Consider the following 24,631-nt stretch of genomic DNA (forward strand, 5'->3'; position numbering starts at 1 on the left):
GCCCGGTCACTGATCGAGCAAAACCAAAAAGGGCGGGCCTTTATCGGCCTGCCCTTTGTTTTTCGTTTCCAAATTAATTAAGGTTTAAGGAAAAAGCACAACTCAAGGTTCAGTTTGGCAACACTCACGCAGCCGTTGAAAAAGCTTGAACGACTTGTCTTGCATTTCAGGAATGCGTGCAGATTATCAGAGACTTAACGCCCATGCGCCTCGGTCGCTGGGCCAAGGGCAGAGTTTCTACATGAACGGGAGCGATCATTTGGACAGCGTTGGGCGTGGCGAACGGTTAGGCCGGATTCTGTGTCTGATCCCGGCTTTGTACTTTTTTGCCACGGCGGCTTACGCGCTGGTCAACTTCGCCGAATACGCCGCCGGCACCGCGCGGTTGCTGCGCTATGTTCTGGTTCCGGCTGCATTGGGCCTGATTTTGGTGCTTGCTGCAGTGTTCACACGACGCGACACACGGCTGATGGTCGGGATTTGCATGTCCACCTTGTTGGCGACGCTATTTCTGTTCGAAGGTTATATCAGCGTCAAATCTCTACAAGGCGAGTTGGGATCGGTCGGCATTGTGAAGGACGATGTCGATCTGGCACCGTATCTGCAAAACCTGCCGCCCGCTGCAACGTTGAAAAGCGTCAATAACGCGGTGGAACTGAAACAGTTGAGCAAGGCGGTTTTGGCACCGCAGCCCAAGAACCAGATGTTTCTGTGTTCGCTGGATGGCCAGCCGGTCACGTATGAGCCCGACAGGTTAGGGTTCCGAAATCCCGACTCTGTCTATGATGGCGACATTGAGGTGTTGGTGCTGGGGGACTCGTTTGTTGAGGGGTTCTGTCTGCAAGATGGTGAACACCTTGCGGACCAGCTGCGCGCCTATTCCCCCAACTTGTTGAATCTGGGGCACCGCAGCGCCGGGCCCTTGTTCGAACTGGCGGTTTTGGGGCGCTATGGCCCGGCCTTTGAGCCGGACTTGACGATAATGGTGTTCTTTGCAGGCAATGACTGGCGAAACCTGAACCGCGAACTGACAATGCCGTGGCTTGCACAAGCTCTGGAAGACGGGGTGGATTTCGGGCCTGTCGCCAAATCGGATCAACAGATTGCAACGCTGACAGATCAGATTGATCAACAGTGGGGAAGCATGGACTTGTCCCTGAGCCACTATTTCCAATCCAGACGTGTTGTTCGAAATTTCCTTGCCTTGCAAAAAACGGCCAAGCTGTTGGGGCTTCACTACCCGCAGGCGGTCGCGCCACAACCCGAGTACAAGGATATTCTCAGCCGCGCTGAGGACATAGTGGCGCAATGGGGGGGCGAGCTTGTTATCGTCTTCGTGCCCCCGGTCGACCGTTTTAGTGGTTTGATATCGCAAGACTTCCTGCACGACCCGCTCAGAGACTTGGTTCAAAGCGCCGCCGACGAGGTTGGGCTGGCGGTGATCGACCTGACGGATCAGTTTGAAGCGCATCCCAGGCCCAAGGATTTGTACGCATCAGACGCGCATTTCAGCCCGGCCGGGGCGTCGCTGGCGGCCGGGGCCATCGCAGAAGGATTGCAGCAAAGGGGGTTTATGAACTGAGTCATTGGTGACGGTGCTGCTTATGGAAGCGCGCATACGATGTAAGGATTTGTAATTATTTTTAAATTTCTAGTCGATGTAAGTTCAAATAGATGAAGCTGACGATCAAAGTAGATTCGAAATGATTGAAGCTATTCCTTCAACAATAATCTGGAAACCGCACTTTCCGTCACAAACCAGTGGCAATCCAAGACTTCCCAGGCTCATTCTTTAGATTTGTGAACTACATCATTGTTCCGTTGTTTGATTTGTAGCAGGTATTTTTAATGAAAGTTGTTCATGTGATTACGGGCACCAATGTTGGGGGTGCCCAAATTATGTTGCAAAGATATTTAGCGGCGTTGGGATCTGACGCCCGCGATCATTCGGTGGTCTCGTTGATGGGTGACGGCGTTATTGCAGAGCCGATCCGCTCTTTGGGGGTCAATGTCACTTCGCTGAATTTGCGGGAAGGGCAGGTGACGCCGGGCTCGCTGGTGAACCTGCGGCGCGCAGTCAAGGAACACGCTCCGGACGTCGTGCATGGATGGATGTATCACGGATGCATGGCAGCCTGGGCGGCAATTGCCGGGCGCATCACTTCGAAACCCGGCCTTGTCTGGGCGGTGCACCATTCCTTGCAGGACATTCAGAACGAGAAACGCTCAAACCGCATTCTGATACGCGCGCTGGCCAAACTGTCAGGCTTTGCCGGGCAGATTACCTATTGTTCGGACGTATCGCGCAAACAGCACGAGGCTATTGGGTTCTCGGGCGCGAATTCGGCGCTTATCCCCAATGCGATCGACACCAATGTGTTTCGCCCGGACGATGCGGCGCGCAAGCGGCTTGAGGATCTGTGCGGCGTAAACGACGACCGGTTTTTTGTCGGCAATTTTGCCCGCAGCCATCCGATGAAGGATCATGTTTCGATGGTCAGGGCAACGGCAAAGCTGCTTGAATCGGGCTACGATGTGCATGCGGTAATCTTTGGGCAGGGCACCACGACAAGCCCTGCGGTGGCCGAGGCCAGTGCTTTGGGCATTAGCGACAGGGTCAGCGCATTCGAAGGCCGACCCGATGTGGAAAAACTGGTGCCGGGCCTCGATATTTTTCTGCTGTCTTCAGCCTGGGGCGAAGCCTTCCCACTGGCGGTGGCCGAGGCAATGGCATGCCAGGTTCCCTGCGTCGTAACGGATGTGGGTGACAGCGGCTTTCTTGTCGGCAACTCCGGGCTTGTCGTTCCACCGGCTGATCCGGACGCTCAGTCCGGGGCCGTGGCGCAACTTCTGGATGCGGGGCCGGGCAAGCGCGCGGAATTGGGCCAACTGGCCCGTGAAAGAATAAAGTCGGAATTTTCTGCCGAGAGGTATATACAGTTGCACGAGGATGCCTATCTTAAGGCGATGTATGTTAAGGCGTCGAGCAATAGTGGTTTGTCGAAGTCTGCCTAGGTTTGTGTGAACTCAGGCTGGCGGGCTCGGTTATTCGGCAAATGCACGTTCGAGCCCCGGAAGTTTTAAGAGTGAGTGTACCGCTATTGCGGTAAAAGGGTTTGAATATGACGGTTCAAGAGAGAATTGAACATACAGTTGTGTCGCAAAGTGAAGGTCGCGTCGGATTAGATGGCGTTTCGCACATTGTGCGAAGACATATGCCAATGATGCTGGCCATTGTTGCGGTGGTCGTCGGGATTACATTCCTGGCGGTTCGCCTGCTCGAGCCACGCTACCGCACAGTTTCAACCGTTGTCATGACGATGCTCGAGACCCGGGTCAGCGCGACCGAGGTTGAACTGGAAACCTTTGAACTGACCCGCGCAGTTATCGAAACCGAGATGGATATTCTGCGGTCCCGCGAGTTTGCGGCAGATGTGGCCGAAGCAATGTCATTGTTCAATGATCCGACCTTTGTGCCATATGCGGATCCTGGAACGCCCGGCTCAACAGCAGATCGCAGAGAAAAGGTCATCGACAAAACGCTGGGGTCGTACAAGGTGGTTCGCCGGGGCGAAAGCCTGGCCATCGAGATTATCGCAACATCCAACGACCCGCTTCTGGCCGCCAAGTTTTCGAACACCGTTGCCGAGACCTATATCCTGCGCTCAAAGCTGAAGCGGACCGAGTTGATTTCGGACTCCATCACCTTTCTGCGGACGCGGGTCAGTGAATTGGGCGAAGAACTCTCGCAATCCGAACTGCAACTGGCGGCGTTCATTCGGCAAAACAAACTGGATGATTTGACCCTGCCTGACAGGTTGCGGGCTGAAAACGACCGCCTGTCTTCGATCTATGATGCCGTCAAGGACGACGAGGCGCTGAAAGACGAATCCGACCGTGTTGCGAAGGAACTGGCCGAGATTCAGGTCGCACTGCATGAGCGCACACGCTCGGAACTGGCCTTGATGCGGATGGAGCGGTCGATTGAACTGCTGCGCCTCAGGTATCAGAACTCAATCGAAAAGCTGAATGAGCTTGAGACACAGTTGGAGTTTGCCGGTCAAGGCGCGCGTCAGGTCTCATTCGCGCGCATTCCTGTTGAGCCATATTGGCCAAACCCGCGTGTTGCGGTTGCGGTCAGCGGTGTTGCCGGTCTGGCCTTGGCCTTTATTGCAGCGCTGTTGCTGGAAGGTCTGAACTACCGTCTTTGGAGCGAACGCCAGACCGCCCGGATTTCCGGCCTTGCAAATTTCGGGTTCCTGCCAAGCATCAAGGAACGCACATTTTTCGGACGCGAGAATTCGTCGTCCTGGTTCCTCGAGGGCGACGCGACCCCGTCCTTCTTTCAGGCGCTGCGCGGGTTCCTGACGCTTTGGTTCAATCTGGTCACGGATGGCAAGATCGTCATGATCACATCCGGCCTTCCCGGCGAAGGAAAATCCACCGTCGCCGTTTCCATCGCTGCGGCCGCTGCAAAAGAGCAGATGAAAGTTCTGGTGCTTGATCTGGACAACCACAAAAGAGGCGCGACCAAGCTTGTTGGGTCGGATGCCAAACCCGCAAGCGCCGCGGATGTTTTGGCAGATAAAGTTGTACCTCAGCCGGTTGTCGTCAACGGCGAGACTGCGTTCCACCTTCTGTCGCTGCACATGCTGGACGATCAGTCGCCGGCCAATGCAAAAAGCACGCTCAAGCGCCTGAACACCAAGCTGCGCAAGCATTTCGATCTGGTAATCGTGGACACTCCGCCAACTCTGATCGTGCATGATGCGTGCCGGCTGGGCGACCTTGTCGACAAAACCCTGATCGTTGTGCGTTGGGGCAATACCAGCGAGGCCGTCCTGCGCGACACCGTGGACAAGCTGGAGCGTAACGGAATTGACGTCACGGGAACAATTATCAACGACGTGAACACCCGCAAGCACAGGAGATATGGTTATGGCGGTGGCGCCGACTATTATTCCTACAATAAGTCAGGCTACTACTAAGCTGATTGCGCGCGCGTCGACCGTCATTGCCCTGAGCGTTGCTTTGTTTTTGGCGCAAGATGTCGCGGCAGAGTCTGCCTTTCCGGGTGCCGTAGGCTATGGCGCTGGTGCTGTCGGCTGGAAGGGCGGCAGTGTTCTGACTGTGACCAACCTAAACGACAGTGGTCCGGGGTCGCTTCGGGAATGTGCCGAAGGCAACGGCCCCCCGCGCGTATGTGTCTTTGCGGTTAGCGGGACTATCGACCTGACGAACGCGATTTGGGTTGGACCAAACACCTATATCGCCGGACAGACTGCGCCCGGGGATGGCATACAGCTGCGGATTGTCGAAGGGAAAGTCGGCACGCTGATATTGAAGAACGTGAACGATGTCGTGGTGCGCTTTCTGAAGGCGCGTCCCGGGGTGACGGATGAACAGTCATCGGTTGTGGATGCGGTAACGGTAGAAAACGGTCAGCGCGTCTATCTTGGCAACCTGTCCCTGGCGTTCGCCTCGGACGAGACGGTCAACGTTCACGTCTCGAACGCGACCGCGCAGGACATAACACTGGCGGACAGTATTGTTGCGCTTAGCCTGGATCGTTCGAACCATCCCAAAGGGCGCCATTCAAAAGGGGCGCTGATCTGCTCGGACGAAGGTCCCACGAATGCGTGCGGGCGGATTTCATTGATCCGAAATCTGTTTGCGCATCACCGCGACCGGCAGCCGGACATCAAGGCAACTGATATTGGCCCGGTCGAGGTCATCAACAACGTTTTCTACAATCCAATCAGCCAGTTTGGCGAGTTCTACGACCTGCTGGGCGACGCTTCTATCGCCTATATCGGGAACGTCGCCCTGACCGGCCCCGATACCATCCGCAAAACGCCCGAAGCCGTTCAGGTGTTCGAGTGGGAGGATGACTATGCCGTTGCTCTTTGGGCCGAGGGCAACATTGCAGACACGCCCGACGGCTGCCGCGCGCGCCGGTTCGAGGTTTTGGACGTGACCGCCATACAGCAACAGGTTCCTCCCGGAAGCTGGCCGTTGACGACAGATCCCCTCCCGGCCGCCGAAGCGCTTGAAACGGTGCTGAGCCGGTCAGGGGACCGGATCGAAGGGCACCGCGAACCGGACAGTTTGGATGCGGCTATTATCGGGGATGTTCAAAACTGCACCGGTCAGATCATCGACGAGGTCGAGCAAGTTGGCGGCTGGCCCGATATTACGTCTGACAATCCGGTCGCCGACAGCGATCTGGACGGTTTGCCCGATGCTTGGGAAGAAACCCGCGATGGGCTGGATCCCAACCGCATTGATGATCCGTGGGCTTTGGATCCGCAAACGGGGTTGAGCCATGTTGAAACATGGCTTGCCATCATGGCCGGAGACCTGTCTTGACTGCGCGCCTGTCATCCGGGCTTCGCGATGAGCCGTTGAAAAAGCGCCTTCTGCGCAATCTCAAGTGGATTTTCTCGGCACAGGTTGCGGTTGCTCTGCTTGGAATGGTCTATCTTGCCTTTGGCGCGCGCGCATTGGGTGCGGCGGGGCTGGGGCTGATTGCTGTTCTGGAGGCCTACAGCCGAATTATGGCCAGATTGCTGCATCTGGAGCCGTGGCAGGCCGTCATTCGACATGCCAGTACGGCGCTGGAAAACGATGAGGTGGATCGCTTCGGACGGTTGATCGGCCTGTCCGTGCTCGTGGACTTGGCTGGCGGAGTGCTAGCGGCCACCGTGGCATTTCTTCTCGCGCCCATTTTGGCACCATTGCTTGGACTGGAAGACACCTATTTCTGGCTGTTGCCGGTCGGGGCGGCAGCCTGTGTCCTGTCGCTGCGGGCGACAGGTATTTCACTGCTTCGCATCTATGACCGCTTTGACATTCTGGCCAAACTGGACAGTGCAACAGCGGCGTTTCGGGCGTTTCTGGCGATCATGGCCTGGGCTTTCGACCTTGGTCTGGTTGGGTTTGCCGCGATTTTCGTTCTCATAAGTCTGCTGGACGGCACATTGGCCTATCTGGTGGGCCTGACTCAGATGCGGAAACGCGGACATCGGTTGCAGTTTGGCGGTATCCGGGAAACGCTGTCCGAGAATCCGGGATTCCTGCGGTTCATGTGGAACAGCAACCTCTCGGTCATTCTACGCCAAACCTCGCAACGGTTGGACGTCATTATTCTTGCCGCAATGGTTCCGGCAACTGCGGTTGGCTACTACCATATCGCGCGGCGCTGCGGAGATGCGGCACTGCGACTGGGTCGCCCGCTCAGCCAAACGATCTACCCGGAATTCACGCGGCTTTCGGCACGCGGACAAGTCGCGAAGCTGGGGAAAATCCTGCGCAACATAAGCGCCGGATTTGCGGTGGTGCTGGTGCTGGTGCTGACACCGGTCATCTGGCAGCTGGATAAGATCATTCTGGCGTTCTTCGGGCCGGAATTCGGCCCTGCAGTTCCTGTTGTTGCAATTCAGGCTGTGGCCGTTGGGTTCTATCTGTTTGGCTGCATCGTCAACCCCGCGCTGCTGAGCCTGGAACAGGACCGCGCGATGGTCAGGATCGGTGCCCTAATTACCGGGCTGTTTTTTGTCCTGATCTACCCGATGGTCACAACTTTCGGAGTAGCCGGGGCTGCGGCGTCGCACTTGATTTGTAACGCCATTTGGTTGGTTTTGTGTAGTATCGTGTTGAAACGGGCTGTCAGTGCAGCCGTCAACAAGGGGGTGCCTCGTGAAAGCTGACGCTTTGCACCAACCCGTCAAACCGGCTCAACACGGCAGTTTTCAGGTGCCGGATGTCTTCGGTTTCAGACGCGCCGGGTTGACCGGGCTGGAAGGGTTCTTTCTGTTCCTTGTGGTTGCTTTGGCACCCATCAATTACCTGCGCTTGCAAGCGGTCTATTTCACAGCCTCTGACGCCTGCGCGGTGATCGCCGTTATTGTTCTGGTGTCTCAGCAACGTCTGCCTCTCAACTACTTTGGCCGCGCCAGTGGCATGTGGTATCTGTCCTTTTTCCTTTTCGCCGGGGGGCTGACCATAAGCTCGCTGGTAAATGGCAATCCGGTCGAACTGGTGACCGTGGTATCGCAGTATTTCTTTTCGCTGATGCTGCTGCCCTTGTTGCTGGGGGCACGAAGCTACCCGCAGGTGATCGCATTGCTGCGGGTGTTGATCGTGTCCATCACCTTTGTGATGGTATTCGGCGCCTATATCGTTCACTTCGTCGAAGACGCGGGGCCGCGGCTGCTGTCTTACAACGGCAGGATGCGATCACTGATCGAGCGTGAAAACGAATGTGCCACTCTGGCCGCGATCGCGATCATCCTTACGTTGGGCTTGTACTATCTGAAAGAAATCAAGGCCATCTGGTTGGTCATATGTCTGCCCGCGCTCTATTACGGGGTCATCCTGACCGGATCGAACAGTGGCCTGTTGATCAGTACGCTTGGCACCATCATCATCGTTTTCCTGTGCGGAACGCGGCGCAGCATTGTGATTACCCTGGTCGGGTTCTTGATCGCCCTGTTCTCGATGCTTGAATTTGGCCAGTATTTCCTGCCCGAAGTGTTTCAGGACCGGGTCCTTGGCGCGTTGGTTGATGGCGACATCAGCGAAGCCGGCACATTCGATGGCCGGTATTTCTTGATCCAAGAGGCATTGCATGTCGCGCAGGATACTCTGTTCCTGGGGCTGGGTGCCGAACAATACCGTACCGTCAGCGACCATGGCGCACCGGTTCACAGCATGTATCTTCTTGCGTTGACCGAGGGTGGGTTGATCTCGCTCCTCGGGCTTGTCGGCTTTATCCTGACAGGTATCTATCTTGCATGGCTGGCATTTGCATCCAACGGGTCCCGCAAGGTACCCGCGATCACACTGACCATCCTGATGGTCTACAGCGTCATGCTGAACATGTTTCCGGCCTTTTATCCCCGGTTCTGGAATGTTCCTCTGATCCTTGCACTATCGCTAAGCGCATCGTGCATGGCCGAGTTCAGAACCGGTCTGGCCAATCACCAAAACAATACTGCAACACCGCGTACCGGGAGGATCACACATTGAAATTCATAAGACTTATTTTGTGCTGCGCCCTGATGTCGATGGGCTACGTCCCGGCAGTTGCGCATGCTGAAAGCTATGAGCTTCTTGAACATGACCGCCTGTTGCTGCGCGCGATGCGCTGGGATCCTGTTGTGTCGTCATTTGTTCAATGGGACGGGGTCTCGGGCGAATACAAAATCGGCCCGGACGGAACCCTGATGGTGCCCCTGGCGGGACAGATTCAAGCCACCGGGAATACGCTGGAGTCCCTCTCAAAGCTGATAGAAACGCGTTTGCGGCGGCAGGTGGGTCTTGCTGAACCGCCACATGTCGCGATTGAGGTAATCGACCATCTGCCGGTCTATGTTCTGGGCGATGTCACGGCCCCCGGCGCCTATCCGTTCCGGCCCGGTCTGACGGCACAGCAGGCTTTGGCCCTGGCTGGTGGCCCCTTGCGACCGCCATTGCAGCTGGGGTCCGGGAATGACTTCCAGACTCTCAGCCTGGGCGGCGAAATCCGTTTGCTGACCACGCAAATCGCAGCTTTGGAAAACGAGCACGAGCGTCTTACGACTGATCTTGATGCCCTGTCTTCCGAGGATCAGGATGCAACCGCCGAGATTGGCGGGCTGGAAGGGCAAATCCTTGCAGCGACCCAGACGGCCCGCAGCGGGCAGGGGGTCAGCCTTCGCGAATTGCAAGAGGTTCAGGAGCAGCAGATCAAAAGCCTGGAAGAACAGCTGAAGCTGCGCGAAGAACAGATCGAGTTTACGCGGGCGGATCTGAAAAACGTGAATGAGTTGAAGGAAAAGGGGTTAGCGGTCAACGCCCGAGTAACAGCATTGAACAATACGCTTAACACCTACATATCCGAGCGGCTCAATCTGGAGATTGCGCTGCTGAATGCCAAGCAACAGCTCAATCGCGCGCAACGGGACGAATTGGCTCTGGTAGATACGGCCAGATCGCAGGCCCTGACCCGCCTCAATCAGGTTGAACAAGAATTGCTCACATTGCGCACGCGGCTTGCGACGGCACAGACCTTACATAATGAGGTGGTCGCGGCGGGTCTTGCAACTGATGCCGAGCCGGTGGGTGAAACCGTTATTGAATACAGTGTCACCAGAGAATCCAAGCTGTTGTCCGACGCGTTTGATGCTGTTGGCGCATTGCTTCCCGGCGACACATTGGTCGTTAGCCGGACCGTTATTTTATCACCAAACACTGAATAGTCAGGAATATTGTTATGCCAAATCCCATCCGGGTGTTTTTCCCCTATGTCGGCGGGGATCAGATCGGGGGCAGTCATATCTCATCGCTGAGCCTTGTGGCGGCCCTTGATCGCGCGCGGTTTGAGCCCATCATTGCCTTGCATCGCGAAGCCGGTGATCTGGGGGAATATATCTCGTCCCTTGGGCTGGATTATCAGTTGATCACCGAGCCCGGCATTATTGCACCGTCTTACAGCCGCTCGGACAGTGACGCCTCGCTGCCGAAATATCTAACCCGCTCGGTGCCCCGCTTTGTTCGAATTCTGAAACAGCTTAACATTGACATCGTCACCACAAATGACGGGCGCATGCATGCCAACTGGGCGCTTCCGGCGCGTTTGGCGGGGACCCGGTTTGTTTGGTATCACCGACAGGGCCCTGATGCCTCGGGCATCAACAAGATTGCGCCGATCTTTGCCAACAAGATCCTCTCGGTTTCCGAATTTGCCCGTCCCATTAAACCGATCCGGCCAATAGATGACCGGTTCGAAGTTGTGCGCAGCCCGTTCGATTTTTCCAGCGATCCGCCCGAACATTCGACCTGTCACGCAGCCTTGTGCACGGAATTGGGCCTGCCCGAGAATGCGGTCTTGCTGGGGTATTTTGGCCTGCTCAACACAAGAAAACGGCCAGATCACTTCGTCCGCGCAGTGGCAGAGATTTCTGCCGCCATTCCGGACCGCCCCGTGCACGGGGTGGTGTTTGGTCAGGAAGAGACAGCCGATATAGGTTTGGCAGACACATGCCGGGATTTGGCGCGCACGTTGGGCATTACCGAACAAATCCACCTGATGGGTCACAGGTCGCCCATTGCTGAGGCCATGGCAGGTGTCGACGCGCTGTTGGTCACGGCACTGGACGAACCCTTTGGCCGCACATTGATCGAAGCCATGCATCTGGGAACACCAGTTGTGGCGACCAACCATGGCGGCAATCCCGAGGCGATCGAAAACGGTCGCAGCGGGTTTTTGGTGGATCCCTATGACCCGTCCGCATTTGTTGACCCCGTACGACAGCTTCTGGAGTCGCCGGACCTGAAAAAGTCAGTGACGGCGGCGGCACGAGATAACGTGCACCAAAGCATGAGCCGCGATGTGCATGTCGCTCGGGTCAGTTCAATTTATGAAAGCATTGTGAAGCGAAGGGGCCTGATTAATGCCGCTTGAAAGACAAATGGATTTTCTGATCATCGGTGCCGCAAAATGCGCGACGACCTGGTTGCAGATGTCGCTGATGGAGACGCAGGAAATTTTCATGCCGGATCCGGAACTGCACTATTTTTCTCGTGAATATGAACGCGGGCCTGACTGGTACAGCAGCTATTTTGAGGCCGCTGGCGGAGCTCAGCTGGTTGGTGAGAAATCGAACTCTTATATGACGGCACCCAAGGCGGCCGAGCGGATCAAACGCGATTGTCCGGGTGTGCGGCTGATCGTTCAGATGCGCGATCCTGTGCAACGTGCCTATTCGGACTATTGCATGCTGTTTCGCCGGGGTGAGGTGAATGACGACATCTACGCTCATCTGGACCCGGACCGCGCCGCCGATCAACGGTTTTTGAATGACGGGCTATATGCCTTCCACCTGCGGCGCTTTTACGATCTGTTTCCGGCAGATCACGTTTTGCTGCTGGCTTACGAAGACGTCCGGACCGCTGCGCAAGAGCAGTTGGCCAAGGTCAGCGGCCATATCGGATTTGCGGGCACGCTGAACCCTCCGCTGCAGACGCGCGTGAAGGACAAGGAAATCCCGTTGGTTCCGCGCGAGTTGCGCCGGGTGCTTGGCCCAATAAGGCCGTTGCTGGATCCTGTCCGAAATACCTGGCCGGTGCAGGCCGTGCGCAATGCTGTGGCGCGGAAAGTGGAATACCCCCCATTGCCGGCCGATCTGTCCCGGAAAATGGCAGAGTTTTTTGCCAAAGACGCGGATGAGCTGAATGGATATATGCCGGGAATATCGCGGCAATGGACCAGCCTGCAGGAGTTTGTGAAAAGCGACGAGCCAGCGGTTCGCTCCGGTTCCCCTGACCCTTCGGTTGCTTAACAGGCTCTACGCCTCGTTTGCTGCCATTTGGATCGACAGTCCTGATGGCGGCAAACTTTCGTGTTCGCTCATCAGCCCCATTTTTTGCAACAGGATCGTGTTGACCCGCGCGACATCGAACTCATTTTCCGCCCGATGACGCGCCTCACGACCCATAGTCGCAATCAGGCTCTGGTCTTCGACAAAGCGCTGCATCGCGTCAGCAAGTTTCTGAGAGTACCGCATCGGAACAATGAAGCCCGTTTGCCCGTCAGACACCGCATCTTCGCAACCCGGCGCATCGGTAGTTATGACCGCGCGCCCGGTTGACATCGCCTCGAGGATCGAACGCGGAATGCCTTCGCGATACGCCGTCGGCAGCACAAAAACCGAGCAATCCCGCAGATAGGGGCGTACGTCATCCGTTTCCCCCAGATATTCGATATCGCCGTCCTTTTGCCATTGGGACAATTGCTCGGCACTGACCGAATTGGGGTTGTCGTCCAGCGGGCCCAAAAGCTGACACCGCGCATTCGGGTATTTCTGCCGCAGCATCCGGGCGGCCTCGACATATTCGAACACGCCTTTGTACCGCAGCAGGCGCGCAACCATTAGAAAGACGGGCGGGCCGCTGGGTGGTTCAGAATGCTGGTAATGTTCCAGATTGACGCCCGAGCCGGGAATCTGAAGCATGGGCACGTCAGCCGCGATCAGGCGTCGGGATCGAAACTCTGCCGCGTCGACAGAGTTGTAGACAAAAACCTCATCCACGTCTTTCAGTGAAATGCGGTACAGGGCGACGGACAGTTTGCGCAACAGATTTCGGAAGAACGATTGATCGTCTTCCGAGAACACATATCCAAGCCCGGTACACATCGCATAGTTTTGCGGCACACCGGTCAGCCGCGCGGCAAGCCCGCTAAAGATCATCGGTTTCATGGTGTACGAGACCACCATGTCCGGCCGTTCGTCCCGGCAGATCCGGATCAGGGACCGAAGCGACGACAGATCCTGAAACGGGTTCAACCCGGCTCGCGACAAAGGAAATTGTCGGAACTCAATTCCCAAATCGGCCAAGGTAGCTTCGGTCTTGGGGTGCCGTTCCGGGCCGCAGGCAATAACATCTGCGCGTTGGGACAGTTCCTTGAGAATGTCATAGCGGAAGTTGGTCAGCGACGTCGTCAGGCTGCCGACGAACACGATTTTGGGTTTTCTTGTATGTGAATGCGGGCCCGCTGACGGATCACAACCCGAACCGGGCGAGAGGTTAGAAAAGTCACTCATCAACAAATGTTCACACTAAGATCTGACGTTAATTTAATGCTGGTTTAGGCTGTCTTTCATGTCAAGCGAACCAAGTATAGGGCCGAGTTCACAGTTAGGCGAACATCGCGAAAAAAGGCAGCGCACGAACAGATCGCAGCCCGCATCAAGCTTTTGGATCGCGTCGATTTCTTGTTCAAAAACAGAGCGATGGGAATATGACCCGAGCAGTCGAAAATCAGCTGAACTTGGATCAGTATCGATTTGACGGTTCACGCGATTGTTAAGTCTTCGGAGACAGCGCCGCGCCTTCTTCGGATTGTTGAAACGGTGCCGCCCGATTTGCGAACATTGTCCTGCTATTCCCACTTGGATGATTTAAGACTTGGCGTTTATGCTGCACGCAGGCAATTCTATTAGCCGTTGTGTAACGTATAGCGTTTGAAGTTGGGAAAGCCTTCGGTCGTCCCGGGTCTTTCAGTTTCATAGGAAGAGTAATGAGTCAGATTTGGCCAGTTTTTGATGAAGAACAGATCTCTGCGGTTGAACGGGTTCTGCGGTCCGGGCGCGTCAATGCGTGGACGGGACCGGATGTAAACGCCTTCGAGCAAGAGTATCGCGCCTACACCGGTTCAGCCCATGCGATTGCCATGGCGAATGGCACCGTGACGTTGGACGCAGCCTTGCAGGTGCTTGACTTGCAGCCGGGCGACGAAGTCATTGTGACACCCCGCAGCTTTATCGCCTCGGTCAGCACCGTGCTGATGGCCGGGGCCACACCGGTTTTTGCGGATGTGGACCGCGACACTCAGAACCTCTCGCGCGAGACGATTGCAGCGGTGCTGACGGAAAAGACACGCGGCATCATATTGGTCCACCTTGCTGGTTGGCCTGCGGATATGCCCGAAATCATGGCGCTTGCGAAAGCCCACAACCTGTGGGTCATCGAGGATTGCGCGCAGGCGCATGGCGCGATGATCGGGGACCGTCACGTCGGAACATTCGGCACGTTTGGGTCTTTTTCCTTCTGTCAGGACAAGATCATTTCGACCGGGGGCGAAGGCGGTCTGCTGGTCACGGATGACGATGATCTGTGGTCCCGCGCCTGGAGCTATAAGGACCACGGCAAAAGCTATGATCAGGTCCATCGCAAGGACCATCCCCCCGGCTTCCGTTGGCTGCACAGTGCCGAACCGGGGACAAATTTGCGGATGACCGGAATGTCGGCGGCAATAGGTCGGGTGCAGTTGAAAAGGTTGGACGGCTGGCGCCAGCACAGGACGGAAAACGCAACGATTCTGGCAAACGCTTTGATGGCCTGTCCGGCGTTTCGTGTGCCGATGCCCCCGGAGGACCTGACGCATGCCTACTATCGGTTTTACGCGTTTGTCGAACCTCAGGCCCTGAGCGCCAGCTGGAGCCGCGACAGAATAATCGCAGAAGTGTCAGAGGCCGGGTTCCCCATATTCAGCGGAAGCTGTTCAGAGATTTACCGGGAAGGCGTTTTCGAAAGATACAACTTGACGCCTGACAAACCGCTACCGGTGGCGCAGGAACTGGGACAGACCAGTCTGGCGTTTCTGGTGGACCCGACCTGGTCGGCGGATCGAACCCACCAATTGGCGGAAACCGTGGTGAAAATCGGCAATGCGGCGTTACGGCAAAGCGTGAACGCTTAGGTCACGGACCGAACCAGAACAAACCCCTCGGCGGCGTGGCGATGTACGGTCGCGCCGCGCAAGGTCGCCAATGCTCTCAAACTGGCCACGGAACGCTCATGCGGCGGCTCTTTGACCTGACTGGCAAAGCACTGGAATGCATCAAGCTTGCGCTCCAGCGTGTCCGATATGTCTACAAAAACGTTGGGAACAAAGGGTGGTGTCAGGTAGGGCGCGTTCCAGTTGGTTTCGGATAGCGTCTCATATGCTGCAATGGTCGCCGGATACGCCGACTGATACGGGCGGCTTGCAACCAGGGTCGACAGGAATGTCAGTTGGTGGTCCAAGTGAATGTCACCCGGATGCGGAGCCAGAACAAGTGAGGGGTCGAGATTGCGAATGAGCTCTCCCAGCCCCGCATTCAATCCACCATGCGGATGCTCGGCCAGTTCTGCTGCGGGGAAGTCCATCCAGTGGGTCTGGGTCACGCCCAGCACATTATGGGCGGCGCGCGCCTCGGCCCGCACGCCTGCTATTTGGTCTTCGCTAAAGCGGGGGGGTTGGCCCTTGGTGACGATGGCAACATGAACGGCGCGGCCTTCATCGGCCAGCCGAGCAATGGTACCGCCCGCGCCCAGCACCTCGTCATCCGGGTGGGGGGCGACGACCAGAGCGGGCCCTTGGTCTGCGGTTGAAAATCCGGGGAAACTCATACTTTAAATCCAAGTTTTGAATGAAGGGCAGGGGGTGTCTCGGCACCCGACCAGCCGGTTATGTCAAGACACTGACCATCGCCGCAATAGACGGTAAAAACATGCCCGTCGACAGCCTGAACCTGCCCGGGCAGACCGATATAATACCCTTTGGGGGGTGAAAACCGGGCCTCGGTAATGACCAGTTCAGTATCGTCCGAGCCATGCGTGAACGCCCCCGGATAGGGGGGACCAACGGCCCGAATCAAACGATGGATTTCTGCGGCGGGTTGGGTCCAGTCGATCCGGCCATCTTCAGGGCGGCGACGGGCGCAGATACTGATCCCTGTTTCGGGTTGAGGGGCTGCCGGAACATCCCCTTCCTCTATTTGAGCCAACAACTTTGGCAGCAATTCTGTCAGGGCTTGCAGGGCGCGGTCATAAAGCTCGCGCGCGGTGACCGTGTCCGGGTCCACGGCATACCGGGCCTGGGCTGCAATCGGGCCATCATCGGCCCCTTCGCCCAACCAGAACAGCGAGGCACCAACATCGCGTTCCCCCAGCAAGACCGTCCACGGAATGACACCCCGTCCCCGCAAACGCGGCAGGGCGGAGGGGTGAAAGCCCACGCACCCAATCTTGGCCAAAGCGCGAAATTCCGGCCCACAGAGCTGCGACCAGCCGATAACCAGAATCAAATCGGGGTTCACCGCGCGGATTGCGTTCAGGGTTCCGGCAGAATCGCTTTTGGCGGTGTAGTGAACCGGAATGTCATAGCGCTCGGCCACCGGGGTCAGGTCCGCGAAATCGGAATGCCGATGCGCCAGTTCGCGCGGCAGTGTCACCACCATTTCCGGCACAAAGCCGGTTGCGCAAATTGCTGACAAGGCGACGTGGGATCCTTCGACCGCACCAACAAAAACAGTTTTCATGCGGTCGTCTCCTTCAATTCAAAGGACGTACTGGCGTTGACCCAGGATTCGGCAGCCTGAATTCGGTCAGGGCGGCGATGTTCGCCCCGGATCGCCACACGGATTGTTTCGGCCATGATCTGAAGGTCCAACGCAAAAGATCGGTGGGCGACATACCACAAATCAAGCTGCAGTTTTTCCTGATTGGACAGTGTTGTATTGCCGCTTACCTGCGCCCATCCGGTCAGCCCCGGTCTTTGGGTGCACCGCATCTGCCCGGCTTCGCCAAAGGCTTGGATCGTTTCCGGCAGCAACGGGCGCGGGCCCACAAGGGCCATATCGCCGCGCAGGATCATCAACAGCTGCGGCGCCTCATCCAGCCGCAAGCGCCGCAACATGGCCGTCGCACGGGTTTGCCGCTCGCTGTCGGGCAGCAGATTACCTGCCGAGTCGCGCTCGTCTGTCATTGTCCTGAGTTTGTGGATGCTAAAAACCCCGCCCGACTTACCGGCGCGTGTTTGCTTGAAAAACAAGGGAAAGCCCAGATTCATCATAACGATCAGGCAGGCAATGACGAAGAACGGTGCAGCCAGCAAAGCAGCCAGAATGCAAACGAAGACTTCGAAAACTCTATTCACGACCAAGCTCACTGTTTCACTACGGCGGAACGCCTAAATAACTAGCACACGGATCAATTTAATTTAAACGTCGACCTTCACAGCGGTTTCGTCCAACAAAGTGACTCGAACTGCGTGTTACCTTGTCCGCAAAATAGAAGGCCTTGCAAGGTTCTCGTGAATTCAAGGCGTGGAAATTTTCAGTCTGACCAGCGCAGCGTGAAAGACACTGAGTTCGCCCGAGGAAATTACATCTTTCGCAAGAGACAATTAAGTTGTTGACACGATTAAACAAAATTACCGTCACCGCAGCGAGAGATTCCCGTAAACCTTTGGCTGCCGAGTCGCCCAGTGGCCTAATAAAGTGACACATGGCACCCCTGTTTCCGGAAAGGAAACGGACCCGGCCAAGCATCAAAACTGTTCTCGGCTTTTTTGAGCAAATCATATTCAAAAAACGCTCTTTGAATGACCAAAAATCAGACATAAAAATGTTCTTTACCAGTGTTTTACATCAAATTTTCGGGGTCAGACCCCCTCACGGGTCCTTGTGTGAAAAAATTACTTTTTGTTCCGCCTTGCCCTGTGGTAACGTCAGGGCATAGTTAGAACCAGAGATGGTTGTTTGTAAGCCGATTGTCGGCAGCTGCGAGTGAGATGGTTAATCAAGCCTGGGCGAGGTTTTTAAGGCGCACAGGTGGAGGGGGTAAGACAGTACGATTCATAAAATCGACCAGCTGGCGTTTAGTCGGTTGTTTTTTTTGAGTTCTATGTCTGCGGTGCGAAAATTGCGCCAATACCAATATCCGTCAAGCCAGCAGTAAGAGGTGTGTAGCAGCGCGGGAGCGTTCGTATGAGTGACTTCGATTATGTTTCTTCCGGGGCTGGGTCTCAGGGAAATAAATTTAAGGAAAGTGGGGGATTGCTGTCGGGGTTCCAGTCTTGGCAGTCTCAAATCTTCAACGAGCTAAGAGCAAATCACCGGCTTGTCATCGGTGACCTTGTCGCGTCCGCATTTGCGGTGATTGTCGCGCTGAACCTGGCCGGTGGCGGGTCCATCGCTGAAAATCTGGTTCCGGCAACCGGACCGTTGGCCATTCTGTCATGTATTATTGGCTTGGTGGTTTTCCCCTTGGCCGGTGTCTACCGTCGTCATGCGCGCTCGACCTCGCTTCGGGATATTGTGTTGATCATGCGTGGCGCGGGGCTGGCAGCGTGCTGTCTTGCGGCGATCGGGTCGATCCTGACCGTCACAGCAAGTGTTCCGTTTGCGGTGTATGTCATTCAGTTTGGTGTCATGATCCTGTGTTTCAGCGCATTGCGGGTTGTCGCGCGCAGCCGCGAGCTGACACGGCAAAACGCCAGCCTGATGGCCCATTGCCAGGCGCAGACGAAAGTGCCGGTTCTTCTGGTCGGAACGGGCGCTGCGTGCGACTTGTTTGTTCGGTCCCTGCGCAACACCGACTCCAAATTCCAGCCGGTTGGCATTATCGATGACGCCCGCAACACACAGGGCCTGTATTTCCACGATGTGCAGATCATTGGCACCTTGCTGGACTCTGAGAGAGTCATCGAGAAACTCGAATCCTGGAACAATCTGCCCCGTCGCCTGTTTCTGACCGAGCCCGTGACGCATTTCGAAAGCGACGGCATTCGCCGGATCACACGTTGGTGCGAAGCCAACGGGATTTCCGTTTCGCGCGTTCCCGGTTTGGAAGATCACGACACCGGCAAGGGTCAGGATGTTGACCCCGAAGAAATCCTGGATCGTCCGCAAAAAGAAGTCGAACGGTCGATGCTGCGCGAGATGTTCAAGGGCCGCCGCGTTCTGGTGACGGGCGCAGGGGGATCGATTGGCAGCGAACTCAGCCGTCAGATCGCTTCGTTTGATCCGGCAGAGCTGGTCATGATCGATAACTGCGAATTCAACGCCTACTCGATCGACATGGATCTGTCGCAGAATTTCGCCGACGTTCCGCGCCGGATGTATGTCGCCAGCATTCGCGACAAAACCCGTGTGAACGCAATCTTCGAACGGCACCGCCCGGAACTGGTGTTCAACGCCGCGGCGCTGAAACATGTGCCGATGGTCGAGTTGAACCCCTGCGAAGGTGTTCTGACGAACGTGATCGGCACGCGCAACGTGGCCGACGCAGCCCGCAATGTTGGCGCAATTGCCATGGTTCAGGTCTCGACCGACAAGGCGGTCAACACGACCAATGTCATGGGCGCGACGAAACGGGTGGCTGAATTCTATGTTCAGGCGCAGGACAGAATTACCAATGAGACGGAAGAACAATCCCGGTTCTTCTCGGTCCGGTTTGGCAACGTTCTGGGGTCGTCCGGCTCGCTCATCCCGCTGTTCCAGCGGCAAATCTCGAACGGTGGACCGCTGACGGTCACGGACAAGCGCATGGAGAGATACTTCATGACCATCCGCGAAGCCGTGCAGTTGACTCTGGTCGCGGCTGCCAGTGGCCTGAAACAAGACACAAGCCATGGCGAGATCTTTGTTCTGGATATGGGTCGCCCGGTGAAAATCGTTGATCTGGCCGAGCGGATGATCCGTTTGGCAGGCCTGAAACCGTATGAGGACATCGACATCAAGTTCATCGGTGCCCGTCCGGGTGAAAAACTGTTCGAAGAACTGTTTGACGCATCCGAACAGCGCCATGACAGCGGTATTCCCGGTGTCGGTTCCGCGCGCCCGGAAGGTGTTCCGGCTGCGAGACTGCGGGCCATGATCCGCAAGCTGGAAGCGGCGGCAATCGAATGTGACGAGCTGACCGCCAAGCGGCTTCTGAAAGAGCTTGTGCCGGGTTATGGCGTGAACGGGCTGCGCCCGATTGACGTCTCGGACCTGAAAAACAAGCCGGCGCGTGTGACTGTTGCACCTGCTGTTGCTGGCCTGAAAGGGAAGGCGCCTCTGCCTCAAACTGGGGAATTTGCTACTACGGGCAGCTGATTGGCTGCCCGGTTTTTTGTTCTCGTCATAGTTTTGACGAATATTGGTTAAATGGTTTGAATACGTTGTTTAGTGATCGTAGCAAAACTGCAGGATCCTATCTGAGTCCAGTGGAGTCACCGCCGGAAATGCGATCCAGGCTCATACGGTTCTTGGGAAGCGGTGTGGTAAACACAGCGTTCGGGTACCTTGTGTTCGCCGCGCTGGTTGTTCTGAACGTCCCGGCCCAGCTTGCGCTATTGCTTCAGTTTACCCTTTGCGTCTTGTGGAATTTCCGTATTCACCAACGCTATGTCTTTGGTGTGCAGGGATATGGACGTCTTCCCTATTATGCCTCTTCTTATGTTCTGATATACTTTGTGAACGCAGTGTTGCTGCACTGGCTGATGCAAGCGGGACTTGACGCCTATCTGGCTCAGGCAATCGCATTGGGTCCGATTGTGGTGATGTCCTACCTCTTGATCTCATGGGCGCTGCAGGTCCGAGCTTTCGGAGAAGACCCGTCATGAGCGATCTTCAATACGAGACCTCAGGTGCAAGGGTTGCCCCTTCACGGCTGAACGTTTGGCGTCTGCTGCTGAATCTGGTGACGATCTCGAGCTTGGTGTTTCTGCTGGTCTCAGTGTTTGGTCGTTTGATGAGCTACGGGCTGCGCCGGGACGAGCTGATGTTTGTCCCGCCAAGCAGCCTGATGCAGGATCAAAGCCTGTATTCCGATTTTTTCTACAACCATGTGCCGTACTCAGCCTGGTATTTTCTTGGGTTCAACACCCTGTTCGAAGGGTTTGGCCTTTTGGGTTCGGCTCGGTTCGGGGTGTTTGCCGCGTGGCTGTTGCTGTTGATCGGCACGGGATGGCTGACCTACCGTTTGACCAGATCAGGATTTCTGGCGACGTTTTCACTGGTTGCTCTGCTCACAAGTGAATCGTTCCTGACCGAGGCCGGGATGGCCGCAACCAACAACCTTCTGCCATTGCCCTTTGCGGTCTTGGGTATTGGGCTTTTTGTCTGCGAGACGCTGGAATCCGAACTCAGACCCTGGCGCTTGGTGTTGGCTGGTGTCCTGTTGTCGATTGCCGCAGGCATGAAGGTCAGTGCGGTGATGTTCATTCCGCCGATCGCAATCGCCGCGTTCTTCCTACCCGCAGGATTCACGTTCAGCGAACGTCTGAAACGCGTTGTTCTGCCGTTGTTGGTTGGCGGATTGCTGGGGGCTGTGCCGTTGTTTTGGTACCTGCTGTCCGATCCTCAACTGTTCATCGCGCATGTCCTGAAGTTTCACACAGGCCCCCATATCGCGTATTGGGAGGCCAACGCCGCGTCCGAGCCGGAACTGGCGCTTGGGTTGGCAAGCAAGCTTCAACTTGCCTATTCCGCCTGGCTGTCGGGGTCATCCCTTGTCCTGACAATGGCGCTGCTAACCTTGGTATTGATGGTGGCAAGCCTGAGGGTGTCCTCGGGGGCGCTGGCAAATTCCGGGATTGGACAGGCCATTGTTGTTCTGGCCATCATGTGCCTTACGGCGGTGTTTGCATTTGTGCCGACGCCGGGCTTTCCGCAATATTATGTCCAGCCGATCGTGTGCATTCCGATCCTGTTGGCGCTGATTTACCGCCTTTTGCCCGCCGCCAGCCGTCAGCAAGTCGTTCCAATGATCGGGGCGGGCATCCTTGTGATGCTGGTGCTGGGATTGCCGCGTCTTGGGTTGGGGATGCTCGCGGCCACAAACCCAAGCAAATTTACACCCCAGAAATTCGTCGAAGGCGGAGCCGCCCTGCAACAAGCCATCGCGCAAAGCGGTCAACCCGAAGGGCCTGTGGCAACATTGGTGCCGCTATACCCGCTGGAAGCGGATCTGCCTGTCTATCCTGAATTCGCGACCGGTCCATTTGCGTATCGTATCGCGCAATTTACGCCGACCGAGTTGGCGCAGCACTACCAGATTGTTGGTGACGACCAGATTGAAGATTTGTTCAACGAAACCCCGCCTGCCGCTTTCGTTTTAGGATACGATTCAACGCTGGAAGCATCATTGTTGCAGTACGCGTTGACGAATGGGTACCAAAAGGCCGAAATCGCGGGTCTTGATAATCGCTACGGCCAAGGTGTGGTATACTTGAAGCCGAAGGAGGCGGGTCAATGAGCGCGAAAGGCTCGATTCGTTTCCCACGAAGTGACGATGTAACCGACGCGTCGGGCATTCTTCTGGGTGGTTCTCGATTTTTTGAGTTGATTTTAACAAGGAAGGAAAAACGATGAAAACGGTGCTTCTGGCTGGTGGACTGGGCTCACGTCTGGCCGAAGAGACGGTTTCGATCCCGAAACCCATGGTCGAGGTAGGCGGTCGTCCTATCATCGCGCGGGTCATGGATATTTACAGTCATTTCGGCCACAAGGATTTTGTGGTTGCAGCGGGCTACAAAGCGTTGCTGCTGAAACAGTTTTTCGCAAATTACCATCTTATCGCAAACAACATCTCGGTCGCTCTGGATACCGGAGAGCTCAAGCTTGTGCCCTCGGCCCCCGGCGGCTGGAACGTGTCGGTTGTCGACACGGGTGCGCACACAATGACAAGCGGTCGAATTCGCCGACTGAAAGAGTGGCTGGACCCGAATGAGCCGTTCATGTGCACCTATTCCGACGGGCTGGGCAATATCGACATCAATGCGCTGATCAATTTCCACAAAAGCCACGGGAAACTGGCGACTGTGACGGCCGTTCAACCTCCGGCGCGTTTTGGCAACATCGAAATCAAAGGCGACCGGGTCGAGGCGTTCACCGAAAAGGTGCGCAAGCGCGATACCTGGATCAATGGCGGCTACTTTGTCTTCGAACCCGGCGTTCTGGACTACATGGTCGACGACAATGAACCGCTGGAAATGACGCCGCTGACCCAGATGGCCCGCGACGGAGAGTTGATGGCCTTCCGCCATGACGGGTTCTGGCACCCGATGGACACCATTCGCGACCGAAACACGCTGAACGCCTTGTGCGACGATGAACTGCCGCCCTGGATGAACTTCAGCGACGAGGGCGACGAAAGCTATCCTGCACTGGCGATTTGAGATCGGAACATGACGGACCAAGTCGATCCTCAGTTTGACGCCGCTTTTGCCGGGCGGCGGGTTCTTGTAACCGGGCATTCCGGTTTCAAGGGCGGGTGGATTTGTGCCTGGCTCAGAAAGCTGGGGGCAGACGTCGTCGGACTTTCCCTGCCGCCTGAGCCGGGGCCGGGGTTCTTTGACCTGTGCAAGGTCGACGGTTTCACCGACAGTCGGTTTGCCGACATTCGCGATGCGGCAGCGGTTGACAAGGCGCTTGCGGATGTGGATGCCGATCTGGTCATTCACATGGCCGCGCAACCTTTGGTTCGCCGATCTTACCGAAGCCCGGCGGAAACATTTGCCACCAACGTCTCGGGCACGGCGCATGTTCTGGACGCCGCGCTGCGGATGAAATCCTTGCAGGCGGTTGTCGTTGTCACCAGTGACAAATGCTATGACAACAAGGAATGGGTCTGGGGGTATCGCGAAAACGATCCCATGGGCGGCAAAGACCCGTATAGCGCCTCCAAGGGCTGTACCGAGCTGTTGGCGCAGTCCTACGCGCATTCCTTCTTTGCCGACCCAGACGGCCCGCGTCTGGCCACCGTACGGGCGGGCAATGTGTTTGGCGGCGGGGACTGGAGCGAGGATCGTTTGATCCCCGACATCATCCGCGCCGCGGCAGAGAACACGCCGGTTCATATTCGCAACCCCAACAGCATCAGGCCCTGGCAACATGTGCTTGAGCCGTTGTCAGGCTATCTGGCCCTGGCGGCACGGCTGCTGGGGTCCGGTCAGGATTTTGCGGGCGCGTGGAACTTCGGGCCGGATGTATCCGGAACAGTGAATGTCCGTAGCCTGTCGCAGATAATGACCGAGACCTGGGGGGACGGCGCGCCCAAGTTTACCTTTGGCACCCCGCCGGATGATTTGCACGAAGCCGGGCTGCTTCGGCTGGACAGCACCAAGGCCCAGTCACAGTTGGGCTGGCGGCCGCAACTGGACCTGTCCGAAGCCATTCGAATGACGGTTGAATGGTACAAGGCTCAGCTTTCGGGCGAGGATATGGCGCGTCTGACCGATGCGCAGATCGATCACTACAGCAATTTGATGTCGTCGCAGCGGTACGCGCAACCGCCGCTTGCGGCCCAGTAGCAGTTTTCTAAGGAGACGACTTTA

At 56.5% G+C, this 24,631-nt stretch carries 19 protein-coding genes; 15 read left to right on the forward strand and 4 right to left on the reverse strand.

Features of this window, described 5'->3' with window-relative positions; translation table 11 throughout:
• Positions 1-172: 172 nt before the first annotated feature.
• From ACR0KX_RS13060 to ACR0KX_RS13100, 9 genes are all read left to right on the forward strand, one after another.
• Positions 173-1,582, forward strand: a complete 1,410-nt coding sequence (locus tag ACR0KX_RS13060) for an SGNH/GDSL hydrolase family protein (RefSeq protein ID WP_480708487.1) — start codon at positions 173-175, stop codon at positions 1,580-1,582.
• A 266-nt stretch (positions 1,583-1,848) separates the two neighbouring features.
• The gene (locus ACR0KX_RS13065; RefSeq protein WP_480626700.1) at positions 1,849-3,015 is read left to right on the forward strand and encodes a glycosyltransferase; all 1,167 of its coding nucleotides are present in this window, start codon (positions 1,849-1,851) and stop codon (positions 3,013-3,015) included.
• A 200-nt stretch (positions 3,016-3,215) separates the two neighbouring features.
• Complete coding sequence (locus tag ACR0KX_RS13070) at positions 3,216-4,988, forward strand: exopolysaccharide transport family protein (protein ID WP_480708488.1); 1,773 nt, start codon at positions 3,216-3,218, stop codon at positions 4,986-4,988.
• Positions 4,939-6,369, forward strand: coding sequence for a polysaccharide lyase domain-containing protein (locus tag ACR0KX_RS13075; protein ID WP_170622158.1), 1,431 nt, complete (start codon positions 4,939-4,941; stop codon positions 6,367-6,369). The genes ACR0KX_RS13070 and ACR0KX_RS13075 overlap by 50 nt, the downstream gene beginning before the upstream one ends.
• Positions 6,366-7,709 carry a lipopolysaccharide biosynthesis protein gene (locus tag ACR0KX_RS13080; protein WP_480708489.1) on the forward strand — a complete coding sequence of 448 codons (1,344 nt, stop codon included), beginning with the start codon at positions 6,366-6,368 and terminating at the stop codon, positions 7,707-7,709. Before ACR0KX_RS13075 ends, ACR0KX_RS13080 begins: the two co-directional genes overlap by 4 nt.
• The gene (locus tag ACR0KX_RS13085; RefSeq protein ID WP_480708490.1) at positions 7,699-9,030 is read left to right on the forward strand and encodes an O-antigen ligase family protein; all 1,332 of its coding nucleotides are present in this window, start codon (positions 7,699-7,701) and stop codon (positions 9,028-9,030) included. Before ACR0KX_RS13080 ends, ACR0KX_RS13085 begins: the two co-directional genes overlap by 11 nt.
• A 32-nt stretch (positions 9,031-9,062) precedes the next feature.
• Entirely contained in the window at positions 9,063-10,241 is a 1,179-nt protein-coding gene (locus ACR0KX_RS13090; RefSeq protein WP_480708491.1) for a polysaccharide biosynthesis/export family protein, read from the forward strand.
• Between the two features lie 14 nt (positions 10,242-10,255).
• Positions 10,256-11,446, forward strand: coding sequence for a glycosyltransferase family 4 protein (locus ACR0KX_RS13095; protein WP_170453777.1), 1,191 nt, complete (start codon positions 10,256-10,258; stop codon positions 11,444-11,446).
• A 7-nt stretch (positions 11,447-11,453) separates the two neighbouring features.
• Positions 11,454-12,323 (forward strand): sulfotransferase family protein, encoded by an 870-nt coding sequence (locus ACR0KX_RS13100; RefSeq protein ID WP_480708492.1) that lies wholly within the window; start codon positions 11,454-11,456, stop codon positions 12,321-12,323.
• Positions 12,324-12,329: 6 nt separating this feature from the next.
• On the opposite strand, the gene ACR0KX_RS13105 is transcribed toward ACR0KX_RS13100, so the two are convergent.
• Positions 12,330-13,502: a glycosyltransferase family 4 protein gene (locus ACR0KX_RS13105; RefSeq protein WP_480708493.1), complete on the reverse strand. Its 1,173-nt coding sequence runs from the start codon at positions 13,500-13,502 to the stop codon at positions 12,330-12,332.
• 560 nt (positions 13,503-14,062) lie between these two features.
• On the opposite strand from ACR0KX_RS13105, the gene ACR0KX_RS13110 reads away from it, so the two are divergent.
• Positions 14,063-15,244, forward strand: coding sequence for a DegT/DnrJ/EryC1/StrS family aminotransferase (locus ACR0KX_RS13110; protein ID WP_170622154.1), 1,182 nt, complete (start codon positions 14,063-14,065; stop codon positions 15,242-15,244).
• Here the strand turns inward: ACR0KX_RS13110 and ACR0KX_RS13115 are convergent.
• From ACR0KX_RS13115 to ACR0KX_RS13125, 3 genes are read right to left on the reverse strand one after another with little or no spacing between them, the layout of a single operon-like run.
• On the reverse strand, positions 15,241-15,936 hold the full coding sequence (locus ACR0KX_RS13115) for a PIG-L deacetylase family protein (protein ID WP_170622153.1): 696 nt from the start codon (positions 15,934-15,936) through the stop codon (positions 15,241-15,243). The two genes, ACR0KX_RS13110 and ACR0KX_RS13115, sit on opposite strands and share 4 nt — an antisense overlap.
• The gene (locus ACR0KX_RS13120) at positions 15,933-16,847 is read right to left on the reverse strand and encodes a formyltransferase family protein (RefSeq protein ID WP_170622152.1); all 915 of its coding nucleotides are present in this window, start codon (positions 16,845-16,847) and stop codon (positions 15,933-15,935) included. Before ACR0KX_RS13120 ends, ACR0KX_RS13115 begins: the two co-directional genes overlap by 4 nt.
• A complete protein-coding gene (locus ACR0KX_RS13125; RefSeq protein ID WP_480708494.1) occupies positions 16,844-17,464 on the reverse strand; it encodes a sugar transferase in 621 nt (206 codons plus the stop codon). Before ACR0KX_RS13125 ends, ACR0KX_RS13120 begins: the two co-directional genes overlap by 4 nt.
• Positions 17,465-18,365: 901 nt before the next feature.
• Between ACR0KX_RS13125 and ACR0KX_RS13130 the strand changes: the two genes are divergently transcribed.
• The 5 genes from ACR0KX_RS13130 to rfbG all read left to right on the forward strand — a co-directional run bounded on the left by ACR0KX_RS13130 (position 18,366) and on the right by rfbG (position 24,607).
• Positions 18,366-20,408, forward strand: a complete 2,043-nt coding sequence (locus tag ACR0KX_RS13130; protein ID WP_480708495.1) for a polysaccharide biosynthesis protein — start codon at positions 18,366-18,368, stop codon at positions 20,406-20,408.
• Positions 20,409-20,536: 128 nt separating this feature from the next.
• A complete protein-coding gene (locus ACR0KX_RS13135) occupies positions 20,537-20,917 on the forward strand; it encodes a GtrA family protein (protein ID WP_480708496.1) in 381 nt (126 codons plus the stop codon).
• Positions 20,914-22,551 carry a hypothetical protein gene (locus ACR0KX_RS13140; RefSeq protein WP_480708497.1) on the forward strand — a complete coding sequence of 546 codons (1,638 nt, stop codon included), beginning with the start codon at positions 20,914-20,916 and terminating at the stop codon, positions 22,549-22,551. Before ACR0KX_RS13135 ends, ACR0KX_RS13140 begins: the two co-directional genes overlap by 4 nt.
• Positions 22,552-22,663: 112 nt before the next feature.
• Positions 22,664-23,473 carry a glucose-1-phosphate cytidylyltransferase gene (gene rfbF, locus ACR0KX_RS13145; protein ID WP_170622148.1) on the forward strand — a complete coding sequence of 270 codons (810 nt, stop codon included), beginning with the start codon at positions 22,664-22,666 and terminating at the stop codon, positions 23,471-23,473.
• Between the two features lie 9 nt (positions 23,474-23,482).
• Positions 23,483-24,607 carry a CDP-glucose 4,6-dehydratase gene (gene rfbG, locus ACR0KX_RS13150; RefSeq protein WP_170622147.1) on the forward strand — a complete coding sequence of 375 codons (1,125 nt, stop codon included), beginning with the start codon at positions 23,483-23,485 and terminating at the stop codon, positions 24,605-24,607.
• Positions 24,608-24,631: the final 24 nt, after the last annotated feature.

The sequence above is a fragment of the Ruegeria sp. BG5 genome, from assembly GCF_056538425.1.